Source organism: Granulicella aggregans (assembly GCF_014203275.1).
In the GTDB taxonomy this organism is placed as follows: Bacteria; Acidobacteriota; Terriglobia; order Terriglobales; family Acidobacteriaceae; genus Edaphobacter.
The window spans coordinates 1,039,466-1,052,857 of the sequence record NZ_JACHIP010000002.1 but is presented as its reverse complement, the minus strand read 5'-3'; the positions used below and the strand labels follow the sequence as shown (position 1 = coordinate 1,052,857).

Annotated in this window: 9 protein-coding genes; 6 read left to right on the top strand and 3 right to left on the bottom strand. The window is 57.4% G+C overall.

The window, feature by feature from the left end; translation table 11 throughout:
* The first annotated feature begins 689 nt into the window (after positions 1-689).
* A complete protein-coding gene (locus tag HDF16_RS09645; protein WP_184215890.1) occupies positions 690-1,565 on the top strand; it encodes a GDSL-type esterase/lipase family protein in 876 nt (291 codons plus the stop codon).
* A gap of 350 nt (positions 1,566-1,915) precedes the next feature.
* On the opposite strand, the gene HDF16_RS09640 is transcribed toward HDF16_RS09645, so the two are convergent.
* From HDF16_RS09640 to HDF16_RS09630, 3 genes are all read right to left on the bottom strand, one after another.
* Positions 1,916-3,823 (bottom strand): capsule assembly Wzi family protein, encoded by a 1,908-nt coding sequence (locus HDF16_RS09640; RefSeq protein WP_184215888.1) that lies wholly within the window; start codon positions 3,821-3,823, stop codon positions 1,916-1,918.
* Between the two features lie 82 nt (positions 3,824-3,905).
* Positions 3,906-6,536, bottom strand: a complete 2,631-nt coding sequence (locus HDF16_RS09635) for an SLBB domain-containing protein (RefSeq protein ID WP_184215886.1) — start codon at positions 6,534-6,536, stop codon at positions 3,906-3,908.
* A 515-nt stretch (positions 6,537-7,051) separates the two neighbouring features.
* Complete coding sequence (locus tag HDF16_RS09630) at positions 7,052-7,801, bottom strand: sugar transferase (protein WP_184215884.1); 750 nt, start codon at positions 7,799-7,801, stop codon at positions 7,052-7,054.
* A 469-nt stretch (positions 7,802-8,270) separates the two neighbouring features.
* Between HDF16_RS09630 and HDF16_RS09625 the strand changes: the two genes are divergently transcribed.
* The 5 genes from HDF16_RS09625 (at position 8,271) to HDF16_RS09610 (ending at position 13,358) form a co-directional block, all read left to right on the top strand.
* Positions 8,271-8,510, top strand: coding sequence for a hypothetical protein (locus HDF16_RS09625; RefSeq protein ID WP_184215882.1), 240 nt, complete (start codon positions 8,271-8,273; stop codon positions 8,508-8,510).
* Between the two features lie 113 nt (positions 8,511-8,623).
* The gene (locus HDF16_RS09620) at positions 8,624-10,000 is read left to right on the top strand and encodes a multicopper oxidase family protein (protein ID WP_184215880.1); all 1,377 of its coding nucleotides are present in this window, start codon (positions 8,624-8,626) and stop codon (positions 9,998-10,000) included.
* Positions 9,997-12,105, top strand: a complete 2,109-nt coding sequence (locus HDF16_RS09615; RefSeq protein WP_221312624.1) for a c-type cytochrome — start codon at positions 9,997-9,999, stop codon at positions 12,103-12,105. The genes HDF16_RS09620 and HDF16_RS09615 overlap by 4 nt, the downstream gene beginning before the upstream one ends.
* 53 nt (positions 12,106-12,158) lie before the next feature.
* On the top strand, positions 12,159-12,374 hold the full coding sequence (locus HDF16_RS30195; RefSeq protein WP_221312623.1) for a hypothetical protein: 216 nt from the start codon (positions 12,159-12,161) through the stop codon (positions 12,372-12,374).
* A gap of 87 nt (positions 12,375-12,461) precedes the next feature.
* The gene (locus HDF16_RS09610) at positions 12,462-13,358 is read left to right on the top strand and encodes an RluA family pseudouridine synthase (protein ID WP_184215878.1); all 897 of its coding nucleotides are present in this window, start codon (positions 12,462-12,464) and stop codon (positions 13,356-13,358) included.
* Positions 13,359-13,392: the final 34 nt, after the last annotated feature.

Sequence of the window (13,392 nt, the reverse complement as noted above, 5' to 3'; positions counted from 1 at the left end):
TCGGGCAGGAAAGTCTCAAGAGCCTTCGCTTTGCTGCCTCTGCAGGCGTCCCGAAGGTAAGATCGCGCAACAATCGCCTTACGCGACAGGCAGGCGCACATCACGCCTCGTAGATATCACTCTCCGATATCGGGGAACTCCACTCCTCTTGTCAACAAGGGAGAGTCAAAGGAGCGAAAAAAGTGGAGGTTAGTATCACAATTTGTTTATGCGTCCTCCCTTCCTCCCAGGTTTTGCAGTCTCGGTCTGTTTGTCTCTATTCGTTAGCTGCTCAAGCAGCAGCACTGCAACCAGCACAGTTCCACCACCGGCTGATATCTGGGCCGTCGCCTGGGGAGCGTCGGCAGAAAGCGCTGTCGCGACCCCTGCTGGGACCGAGGGGACGCTCCGCTCCTTCTTTATCCAACAGTCTTCGGGACCAAGGAGCGCGTCCGGTCCTCAAGTTACTTCGGCCCAGCCCCCATCACGATTGGTGCGGCGCGGCTCTCCATTGCGGCCACGCCGCCGGCCGTAGATTCTACCCATGACGTCGCCCTCTGGTTTGGAGGCAGTCCCTCGGTCACCATCGCTCCGGGCGCTGAGGTTATGTCCGACGCCGTGAGTTTGATATACGCTTTTAGTCAAAACTAGCTGTCTCAGCCTATTTGCAGGGCTCCTTTTCCACCCTTAGCCAACACTATTCGGATTCAATGGTCAACTATAGTTCGGATGGCACCAGCGGGGACACTACAACTGACACCGCCGGCAGCTCTTTCGTCCAACCCAACGCAGAGTGGTACCTGCTGGGCGGCATGGACGTCTACGGCCAGGACGAGGGAACTGTCACGATCTTCGGCAGCTCCACCATCGACGGCCACGCTTCGAACTATGGCGACACGAACGCGTTCCGTGTCCCGAACGTTCCCGTTCCGGGCCAAGACAACGAGCGGATCTCCGATGCCCTCGCGCACACACTTAATGCAGCCGGATTTCACCTCGGCGTACTCAACGCCGGCATCCTTGGCGAAGTCGCTGGCCCCGCCAGCGGTTCAACCTCGGGTTCGCCTGGCGTAGATCGCATAGGACGAGATGTCCTTCATCAAGCCGGAATCAAAACTGTCGTCATTGATCTGGGCCAGGTTGACCTGCGTAATAATGCTTGCGGGCAAGCGACGGAGGTCGAAGCTTCGCTCCAGAATATGGTCGCCCAATCCAATGCCGCTGGTGTCCGCGTCATCCTCGGTACGATTCCTCCCGCATCTTATTGCTATAACCCCTCAAGTCCGAACTACGGCCAGCATCCAACGTCGGATAACTTATTCGGGGGCGACATCAACCCCGGACCGCGAAACCCTGAAAATATACAGCGTCAAATCGTGAACGCCTGGATTAAGACGACCGGCGTTACGCTACCGGGCGTCGTGGGTGTCGCTGACTTTGAGGCGGTCCTCGCCGGGTCTGAGCACCCCGACTTTCTTATCCCAAACTTAAACTCCGGCGACAATTTCCATCCCAACGGCGCGGGTTACAAAGTTAAGGCAGGGGCGATTCCCGCCAGTGCTATTTTGGGACCAGATACGCAGTGACGGCTCAACAGCGCATCGGGGCGCGAGAATTTTCTGTACCGCTCCTTCGAGGGCCGGCTTGACACGAAGGAACTCCGAGTGTATTCCACGCGTGCGCGGCGATTATCCATCATGGCAGCCAGAGCGTAAATCAGATGTCTAAGGCGAGCACTCGTGTGATGCACAAGGGCTTCTATAATTTCAATGAACACTACGATGATTTCGAGTCAAGCCGAGTCGTGAAGTCTCTGACCTGGTGAGCGATCACGATCCCCTGCTGGATGAAGATATTGGAGTATCACCCGGGTTCGGACAAGAGATTGATAAAGGGACTGGGACGTGCGAAGCCGTGAGCGTAGTAACGGCTTCGATCACCTGCCGGAATCTAATCGCGCCTTGGGAGACAGTCGGAACTCGAAGGTCGTCGTGAAGTTGGACCTGGCTCCTGTTCCCAGCAAAGGAAATTTCCAATGTTCGTACTGGGTCGTTGCTGATAACTCCACGTCCCGCCGGACGAGCCACGTCAGATTTCCTGAGATGTCGCTCAGATTTCCACCCCGAAATAATGACTTATCCGCAGTCATCTTCCTATAACTCACCGTAGCTTTATTGCGCGCCGAGAACCAATAGGTGCTCGAAGCCTGCCCACCCTGGCCTTGCCTGCCCACCCAACTTCCGAGAATCTGTCCGTAGTTGGTATATCCCTGGGGATAGTGGAAATTGGAATAAAAGTATCCCTGATTTGGGAGCTTTGGAAGATTCGTGTAGACTCCCTCCATACGGAGATCCAGCTTGTTTACACCGGGTATCCTGGGGATATAAATGCCAGGATCCATCGCGTATCGCGCGATGAACTTACCTTGGATAGGATCATCCCAAGCCATCTCTTCGGTATAAAGAACGACCTTCTTTCTCAGGCCAGGAGGGTGATAGGTGAAGTTGAACTGAGTCACACGTTTGCCGGGATCTACCTCCTGGGCATTCCCGTACATGGAAAAGGTATGAAGGAAGGTTCCGAAGGTGAGTGGGCGGCCATATCCGGCAAAGATAACTGTGTGCGCGAAGCCAACTTCCAGGTTTTCTGTTGGCTTGAAGGATAGCGTAGCTCCCCACAGATAAGGAGGTGGCGTGAGAGCGTGGGCAGGATCACCATGAACCGTGAAATTGGCTCCGAGACCAACATAGTGTATTCCGCCCTGCCGCGCGAAGAAGGCGTCGAAATGTCCTGGCCCAAGGGCGCCGAGGAAGCTCGGCATCTTGAACGGTTTTGCCCGGGCAAGACGGAGCATGGGCATTGCCTCGGCATTGTTAGAGAGGATCAACGAGGTGGTTCTGTCAGGACCCCACCATAGACTCTGCTGTCCAAAGCTCAGCTGCCAGTTAGCCAAATTGAGTACAGCGTAGACTTCCACGGGGCGAACCCTGCTGGTTTTACCGAAGCGTAGATTCCAACCAGATGGCAGGCCGTCCGCCGCGGAGATGGCCTGTTGCGCGGCGGGGCTATACAGCGGGATGGCTCCGGCATACTGGTATTCGCCGCGGAAGTAGAGGGCTAATGGACCCGCTTCACCTCGTCCGGAGATTCCAATGATTCCGTTGGCCCCGTGACCGTAGGGTCGTCCGAAGTCGTCTGCCAACGTCTGTCCAAAGTGAAAAGAGTCTCGTAAAGGAGTGCCTGTGATCCCGGTGAATCGTCCATAGACTGTCTCCACTTGTGATCCCGCGTTGGGAGCTCCATCGATCACATGAGTCTCGTGGGCGAATTCCCTGTCGAGCGCCGAAAACAGAGGGGCGGTCGTTTCGTTGATCTCGTCGGTCACCTCGTGGGCCTCTGCCAGCAACCGTGCACACTCAAGCCGAGACCAGGGACGGATCGTCGCTGAACTCGTCGGGATGTATCCCATTGCAGCCAAGCGATCAAAACTAAGGTAGATCCAGCTATCGAGCGGCACGTAGCTGGATGCCTGATAGCCGGTCCCGGAGGAGTTCTCGCGGTCAAGCTCCTCGTGAAATCCGGTCGAACCGCGCAGCGCCATAGCCGCACCCATGGCGTTTGGCGGTCTGGGCACCAGGTATTGGCTTCGTCCTGAGATTGCCTGGGGGAAAAGGTTATGAGCCTCCAGCAGATGGAACTGACCGCCATCGACCTGCTGATTGATGGATCGGGCCTGAGGTGCCGCTGGAATCGCGTTGTCAGAGACAGGCGCCGTTGACTGTGCCTGACTGACGCAGGCGATTGCGGCCATCAAGATACCTGCGACCCGGCTGTTCACTCTCATTGCTGCTTCCTATATTCGACTAAGAAAAGAATGCACTTCCGCGGAGTCAGCGACCTTGAGCACTTCATTAGCAGGAGCATTGTTAGAAGATCACGTTCGCCGCGGCAAGTGCGATACCGAATTGTCCGAAGATCTGTGCGATGTCGACGACGTTACGCAATGTCGCCCCCTTATTCAGGTTCAAAGGGACAATGACCGTATCTCCGGGATAAACATGCAGAGAGTCAAAGGCATTCCGACGCAGGGATGAAATCTGTTGCTTGCTGATCACGGAGCCGTCGGCGCGAATCACATACGCACGCTTGCGATCCGCATCGTGGTTTGCGCCACCGGCGAGCCCGACGTAGTAGCCAACTCTGCGGCCTGGCTCAAACAGGAACGTATTGGGGTTGTATACCGCACCGGCAACACTGACTGTGGACGGGCGATGAGGAACGATGAACGTATCGCCATTCTCAAGCGATAGCGCGGGCAGTTCTGATGCGGCGCTCGTATCCGGTTGAAGATTGAGGACGATCCGCCCGCTGGCTCGCGCTTGTCGCAAGCTGCTGATGATGTTTTGATTTTGTCCCTGTAGAGCGGCAGCTGCAGCGGTGTCCACCGCGCTTATATTGCGTCCCGCCGAGTTCGCTGCGTTGATTCCGGCTTGCAAGGAGATCTGGTCGACATATTCATTGAGCCTCTGTTGCTGAATCCTGCGCGTGGACTCACGAGTAAACTCTGACCCATAAAGGTATGCATCCGACGTCAGACCGCCTGCCCGTGCAACGAGGTGCTGCAGCGTTTCGCCGGGCATGACGCTATAGACGCCCGACGACAAAAACTCGCCCTCGAGGCGCACAAATCGAGTCTGCTGGGTTTGTGGAACCCTAATGTCTGCCTTCGAGAAGATCGTGACCACGTCGCTTGGCTGGAGTTCGATGTTCTGCGAAGCGTCTCCGTCCAGGACCAGACGGCCAAGATTGAAGGGAATCAGCGAAGTGGTCAGGGTGCTCTTATCCTGCCTCTCGACGACCGCGTAGCTCCAGTCAATATCCGGTGCACTTAGCGTCACATCGTTGCGTGGTTGAAACTCACCTTCCATACGGCCGACCGCAGCGGAGGCCGTGCCTCGAGTGCTGCCAGATGCCGCTGCACTCGAATTCGACTGTGGGGCAATCCTGCCCGTAGACTGCCGTGGATCATTTGGCGAAAGTGACTCTGCGGCGGGGATAGGGATACAGTCGCCAGAGACCGCCGTGTTTGCAGGTGATGTTTCAGCGGTCTTAGCGGGTGTCGTCTCTCGCGGACAGTAAGGCGTATAGGTAAGTACCGGCTCTCCAAGCCGTCCGCGTCGCAGCCAATAGTCTCTTGTGATGAGTGCGTCGCGGTCCGGAATGAGATCCCCTACACGCATACCTGGTTTCCATGCGTAGTGGCCCGGGTTCGCAACATTTCCGTGCAGCGTCACTCCATTGCGGAAACGGTCAGTGACCGCAGCGAGTTCGAGAATGTCTCCGTCCCGCAACGTAGTAGAAAGGCCTGATTGATCTAATGTCAGGTCAGTGACGCTCCTCATGCTGTGTGCATCAACATGTTCAAGGCGAGCCCGCGTCTCGGAGGCGACACTGGTCGGCCCCGCGGCTAGCGCGAGAGCCTCAGCTACAGTGGAGTTTGTCGACTTTAACTCATAGATTGCCGGTGCATTCACGCTGCCTGCAATCGCTACCTGTAACCCTACTGGCGGAATGTAAATTACATCTCCAGGCAGCAGCGGCGCGTCTTTCGACTTGTCACCACGTTGGAGCAGGTCGTATAAATCGAAATCCACGACAACATCGCCGGCGCGCTTGAGTTGAATATGACGAAGGCTGCCCTGTGGCGTGGGTCCTCCAGTCACGAAGAGCGCGTCCACCAGGGTGCTCAGCGAGCTAACCGTGTAGCTCCCCGGCCGCCGTGCCTGTCCCACAACGAAGATCTGGATCGACCGAAGCTGGCCCATATTGACATTCAGGTCGAAGTTTCGGAAGACCCTGCCCATCTGGGCTTTCAGAAAGCTTTGCAACTGAGCGAATGGCAGGCCAGCTACTCGCACCGTACCGACCTGCGGGACATAGATGTTTCCCGCGCGGTCTACGGTGTAACGTGCATTCAGGGTCACCTGACCCCATACCTGGATCAGGAGCTCGTCTCCCGGACCAATCACGTAGTCAAGCGGCACCGGAACTCTGTCGAGCGGAGCAAAGGTGGAAGGAGCGTTCCGAAACAATCGAGAGCCGTAAAGAGGGAGCATTCGCCCTGTTGAGCTTTGAACGAGGCGCTGAAACTCCGTAGGAGGATCCGGAGGCAGTTGGTTCAGGTCGCGGGAGGAGGTCGCAGCGCTTCTTCTCTCGTCCAGGGCCGTGCGGTCCTGCTCTGGTGCGTTCTGAAGGTTCACGCCGTTGATCTGCTGCCGACTGTCCTGCTGCCGGCTGTCCTGCTGCCCAATATCCTGCTGGCCATTGCTTTGCTGCCCATTATCCTGCTGCCGACTGTCAGCAGAAGACCTTGGCTGACCAAACGAATTCAGAAGAGGATTGCCAGTCTGAGGGTCAGACGATGTTCCATTCTGCTGATCAGCCAGGATGCCGTCGACGCCTGTACCCGTCGTCTGCTGCCCATGCGCTTGTCCGAGAAAAGCAGCTAGAAGGATGGTAGCGAACCATGCAGATGTCTCGATTTTCCTACAACTCATACTCAGATTGCCTCGGTACTCTTAGAACTTTGCGAACCCTTATAGGGTATAACGCTTTGAAAGGCGCGGCTCGCCCGGCTGACATAAACTGAGTTGGCCCCGAGACACATTTCCGTGGGTCTTTCTAACGACACAGATCTTATCAACGGTCAATTCAAAGAGGATTGCAGGCTGTCCGGCCTCGAGCCAGCAACCAAGGCCCATCAAGGTCGATATGAGGGAAGGTTGCAAGCCCTTCCTGGACGAGTTGCCTATCACCAGGCAACGCTTAGGATTGGCAACAATGCCTTTAGTGAATGAAGGGTGTGCGGTCAGTTTCTCCAAGACAGTGAATGGATGCGTCCCTTTTGAGATCGATATCTCTAAGCAGCACCTACCCGCTAAGCTAACGCAGCTACCATCTCACCAAGAGTTCAAGGCTTGACGAGATGATGATACGGACTACCGAACTCAGCAACAGTTCCGCTGGAGTGCCTCCGCTGTGTGCTGATGGCAAGGTGCTGTGGAGCTCCGCCCTAGTAAGCACCATCTGACCTAGCAACTGACTTGAAAGTGCGAAGCAGAATTTTCAGTTCGAGCCACAAGCTCCAGTTTTCAACGTACTGACGGTCCAGGGCTACGCGTTGAGCGTAGGTGAGATTGGATCGGCCGGAAATCTGCCAAAGGCCGGTTATGCCAGGCTTAACGGCAGTGTAATAAACGAAGTTAGTACCGTATCTTGCTATCTCAGCCGTAACGATGGGGCGTGGACCGACAAGACTCATTGTCCCGGTGAGGACGTTCCAGATTTGTGGAAGCTCGTCCAGAGACTTGCGTCGAAGAAAGGCCCCGACCGCACTAATGCGCGGATCGACCTTAAGCTTGTGGTGTAGCTGCCACTCTTTGCGGCGTTCCGGGTGGCGCTCCAGATGCTGCTCCAGAATGGAAGATGCGTCCTGGCACATCGTACGGAACTTCCACATATGAAAGTATTGTCCCCGGCGTTTTACCCGCTGATGCGAGAAGAAGACCGGGCCAGGCGAGTCGATAGCAACGCATAAAGCTATCACAGCCCCGACACTCAGCACCAAAGGTGCTATCAGCAAGACGATGAAGATATCAAGCGCTCGCTTCACTACCCTATACGAGAAGGTTCCAGCAGGAGAATTGTCGTCTAGGTCCCAGTAATGAAGACTTTCGTCCACTCTCTCGTCGACGTATTCGACAGGCTGATGATCATATGAAGAGCTCAAGGGTAAATCAGCAACTTGGTTATAGGGAGACATGCAAATCCTGAATGGCTAAAGTAAACGTTCTTACATGGCAGAAGTCACTGTGTGCGTGTGTAAGGGTGACATTTAGTGGACTCGGGGCGCCAGTGCTTGCAGAGTCGCCTCCAGGATTACCTGTTAACACTAACCTGTTTGCTTACAGTTAGCAACCATCTAGGTGGCAGTGATTGGAAGCCTAGTGTCGCCAGCCGCAACCTTGGAAGGACATCGAGATTGAGGAGCGAGGAATCGCTGTCAAAGTTCCTCATCGATTCATTCAAGTCGTGACTGAAATTGTCGAGGGCGGAGCAAGAGTAGGAAAGTGCACTGGGAGATGTTGAGGTTTTCATGGCGGGGGACCTCGGTACCTTAGCAGAAAGGCTCTTCGCCGGGGAGAGGCATCTCGGGAACCAGCGTTCTGAAGCGACTTCGATTGAGCTTGAGGAAAATCAAGAACGATCTGGTTGGAGGCATAGGCCAAGCCATGAGCGGTCAGATACAGAAAGCTCCAAGCTGTGACGTCAGCTACTTCTGGGGCGCAGCTCTCTCCGCCGACGCTAACCTCCTCTTCCAGCCGGTTGTGAGCGTGATGGATTCGTTCGAATGGAACAAAAGCATTCGCGGCACGAAGTCGCCATCTATATCGCCACCAAACAGGCAGTGCCAGTCTTCAGCAAAAGCTGCAACCCAGGACGTTCCTCCTGATGAGCGCAATGGCGACTGAGCAACAAGCGCGAAGGGGAGACTACTGCTCGCGGCGTTCCTGTTGAATTGACTTTTGCAACTTGAGCATGCTCCCATAATCCCGTTTGCTCCGGCAGCCAGGCGGCCTATTCCTTGAACCGACGCGATTTTATTCAACAGGCCGCTCTCACAACAATTGGGCCGGCACTCTCTCGTCTGCCTGTAGCAGCCGCACCGGACTACACACTCCGGATCGTTCCGACGACGCTCGAGATTGGCCCCAAGATAGAGATCCGCACTACCGCCTATAACGGCCAGGTGCCGGGGCCGATTCTGCGTGTCAAAGAAAACTCTCCGGTCACTATTGACGTGACCAACGCAACGGAGGTCCCGGAGATTGTGCACTGGCACGGCCTGGCCAATGGCACTATTCCGGATGGAGCCGTCGAGGAGGGGTCGCCCATAATCGCAGCCGGCGCCACTCTGCGGTATCGCTTCACGCCGAAACCGGCGGGCACCCGTTGGTACCACACCCACGCCATGGCGATGGATGATCTGTCCCGCGCCACTTACTCCGGACAGTACGGCTTCCTGCTCGTTGAAGGGAACTCTCCGGTCCCCGCGTACGACCAGGAGGTGAACCTCGCCATTCACCACTGGAACCCGTCCTTTGTCCCGATGGTGGAGACCATGCGTGCGGAGTCTGCCAATGCTCCGCAGACGAGTGGCTCCGATGTGGGCTACCAGTATGCAACGATCAACGCGCACATGCTGGGAGCGGGCGAACCCCTTCGCGTCAAGCCGGGGCAGCGTGTTCTCATGCGATTACTGAACGCGAGCGCCACGGAGAATGTCCTGGTCGCGCTCCCGGGCCACACCTTCCGCGTCATCGCAATGGATGGCAATCCTGTGCCCAATCCTCGCTCCGTTGAAGTTCTCTCGCTGGCTGTTGCCGAGCGCATCGACGCCATTGTGGAAATGAACAACCCCGGTATCTGGGTCCTTGGCTCGACCATCGCCGCCGAGCGTGCAAAGGGTCTTGGCCTGGTGGTCGAGTATGCGAACGCAAGCGGCAAACCCGTCTGGCGCGATCCGGCCGCTGCTGATTGGGATTACTCCTCATTCGCCTCAGCTCGCCCCGTCCCCGACCCGGCCGAAATATTCATCCTCACCTTCCGCGACGCCGGTGCTTTGGACAACTCAAAGTTCGACACATGGACGATCAACGGCGATGCGTGGCCCAAGGTGAAACCACTTATGGTCGACGCCGGAAAGCGCTATCGGCTTACCTTCCGCAATGCCAGCGGGGATCAGCACCCCATGCACCTGCACCGGCACAGCTTCGAGGTCGTGAGAATCGGCGAGAAGTCCCTTAGCGGGCTGGTCAAAGACGTTATCAATGTCATGCCTCTTCAAACCGTCTCAGTCGATTTCCTCGCCGATAACCCTGGCGCTGCGCTGCTCCACTGCCATCAGCAGCTTCACATGGACTACGGCTTCATGCAGATCATCCAGTACACAGCCTCATGAACGTTGCCCGTCGAATCCGTTTTTCCGCGACAATTCTCGCAGCTGCCGCCGTGCTTACGTGCCACACGACGCATGCTCAGCAAGTCGACTGGCGCACGTATAACGGCGGCGTCGATGGCGACCATTACTCTCCGCTGCAGCAGATCACTACCGCTAACGTGCCCAAGCTCAGGCAGATGTGGCGCTTCGACGCTGGTACCGAGGGTGGTCTGCAGACCAATCCTCTTGTGGTCGGCCATCGGCTCTTCGGATACACCTCCAACCTGCAGGTCATTGCGCTCGATGCGACGACCGGCGAGCGTCTCTGGCACTTCGACGCAGGCGTATCGGGTGGGCAGCCCAGCCGGGGCCTCACCTACTGGACCGACGGCCATGAGTCGCGCCTCTTCGCCTATGTCATGAACTTTCTCTTCGCTCTCGATCCCGCAACGGGCAAGCCGATTCTCAGCTTCGGCGAAGGCGGACGGCTCGACATGCGGAAGGACCTCGACTCGGATTACACGCAGAACAACGTGGCCCTGACCACGCCTGGCACGCTCTACAAGAACCTTCTCATCGTCGGCTTCCGCGCGCCTGAGACCAACCCTGGTCCACGGGGCGATATCCGCGCTTACAACGTCCTTACGGGAAAACTGGTGTGGAGCTTTCACACCATCCCCCACCCTGGCGAAGACGGGTACCAGACCTGGCCGCCGGGTGCGTGGACGACTGCGGGCGCTGCCAACAACTGGGCTGGCATGTCGGTCGACATGCGTCGCGGCATCGTCTTCGTCCCCACTGGCTCCGCCGTCTCGGACTTCTATGGCTTCGACCGGCTAGGCGATGACCTCTTCGCCAACAGCCTGATCGCGCTCGACGCCAACACGGGCAAGAGACTTTGGTTCTTCCAGGGCGTCCACCATGACATATGGGACCGCGACTTTCCAGCGACGCCTGCGCTGGTAACCGTTCGACACGATGGCAAGCTCATCGATGCGGTCGCCCAAACCAGCAAGCAGGGCTTCGTCTTTGTCCTCGACCGCGTCACCGGCAAGCCGATCTTCCCGATCGAAGAACGTGCCTTTCCTCCTTCGACTGTGCCGGGCGAAGTCGCTTCGCCGACTCAGCCCATTCCCAGCGCTCCCGCGCCCTTTGCTCGCCAACTGCTCACGGAAGACCTGCTTACCAACCGCACCCAGGAGGCCCACGCCTGGGCGCTCAAGGAGTTCAAGACCTTCCGCAGCGAAGGGCAGTTCGTGCCGCTGTCGGTGGATAAGCAGACCGTCGTCTTTCCGGGCTTCGACGGCGGTGCCGAGTGGGGCGGTCCCGCCGTTGACCCTCGCACCGGCGTTCTCTATGTGAACGCAAACGACATCGCGTGGACCGGCGGCCTCACCGAGAACAAGCCGGGTGGCAGCCCGGGTCAGGTTCTCTACCAGACTCAGTGCGCCATATGCCATGGCGGCGACCGTAAAGGGAATCCACCAGCCTTTCCCGCGCTTGTCGACATCGACCATCGCCTCACCACACCGCAGACCGTGGGCGTGATTCAGGGAGGCAAAGGCCGGATGCCCGGGTTCCCATCGCTCCAGGGCGGCCGCCTCGAGCAGCTTATGGACTACCTCGTCCATCCGACCGACTCAGAATCTGCGGCAGTTTTCGACGTTGGCGGAAAGGATCCGATCGGCCAGGTCCTCTACGCAAAACACTGTGCCTTATGCCATGGAGACGATCGCAGCGGCGAGGTCTCAAACTATCCAGGGCTCCTTGGCGTCCGTGCTCGCCTCACCGACAGCCAGATCCTTGCCAACATCCACGACGGCAAGGGTCGCATGCCTGCCCTTCCCGAACTTACCTCTGCCGACAACGCCGCCATCCTGCGCTTCCTCGGCCCGTCATTGGAGTCTTCCCCGCAATCTGATAAGACCGAGCTGGCGAGTTCACCGAATGGCACCTCGCAGGTGCCACGCTACAGGTTTACCGGTTATCGCAAGTTCCTCGACCCCGACGGCTACCCTGCAGTTGCTCCGCCGTGGGGAACCCTGAACGCTATCGATCTCAACACGGTAAATTTTTATGGAAGGTCCCGCTCGGCAGCTACCCGGAGCTGGCCGCCGAAGGGCTGAGTAACACCGGCAGCGAAAACTATGGCGGGCCGGTAATCACCGCATCCGGCGTTTTGTTCATTGCGGCCACCATCTACGACCACCAGATTCGGGCGTTTGACAGTTCGAACGGTAAGTTGATCTGGCACTCCGATCTACCCTTTGCCGGAGTGGCGACGCCCAGCACGTACATGGTGGATGGCAAGCAGTATGTCGTGATTGCGACGAGCAACGCACGCGACCCAAAGGCTCCGCAGGGAGCGGCTTACGTTGCCTTCGCTTTGCCGTAAAGAGAAGTCGTCCATGACAGACCCATGTGGGTGCGATCGTGCTGCCTGAGCTTGCGAGACTGCTGCCGTACCTTACACTCAAGCCACATGCTCAACCGGGGCTATGCCTACACGACAGTCATCAGCAAAAGAGACCATGGACAAGCTTTGCTCTCTCACCTGGCAAGCCTTTATCCACACTCGAGCTCGCCGGCCTGGCAGCAAAGACTGAACAACGGCGAAGTCACCCTTGACGGCATTGCCGCTAACGGAAGCGAAACGATCACTCCAAGTCAAATCCTTGTCTGGAACCGCCCGCCCTGGATCGAACCAGACGCTCCTCGACACTTTGAAGTGCTGTTTGAGGATCCCCATTTGTTGGCCGTCAACAAGCCCAGCGGGCTGCCCACCCTTCCCGGCGGCGGCTTCATGGAGAACACTCTGCTGCGCCTGGTGCAAGAGCAAACCCCCGAGGCAAACCCTGTCCACCGGTTGGGCAGAGCCACTAGCGGCATCGTTCTCTTTGCCAAGACGCCGCAGGCGGCCTCTCAACTAGGCGTGAACTGGAACACATCCAGAGTTCAAAAGATCTACCGGGCGCTGGCTCAGAACGTTGCACAGGAGGACGTCTACGAGATCCTCACGCCCATTGGCCTGGTGCCGCACCCGCTTATCGGCTCCGTGTGGGCTGCAAGCCCTGGCGGCAAGCCGTCAAAGTCATTGGCGAAGGTGATCTCACGCACTACGAACACCACGACATTTGAGGTAAGCCTGCATTCGGGCCGACCTCATCAAATCAGAATCCATCTGGCATCCATCGGCCATCCGCTGGTGGGTGATCCTCTATACGGCTCAACAGGCCAGCCCCTTGAAAGTCTTCCCGGCCTGCCAGGCGATGGAGGATATCTTCTGCACGCCCAGTTTCTGAGATTCCTCCACCCAATCAGCGGAGAACAGATCAATCTTGAGGCAGCTTTACCATCGGGATTCTCGACGCATCAGTAGGGCACGGAATTGAATCAGGGTGATGTTGCAACCC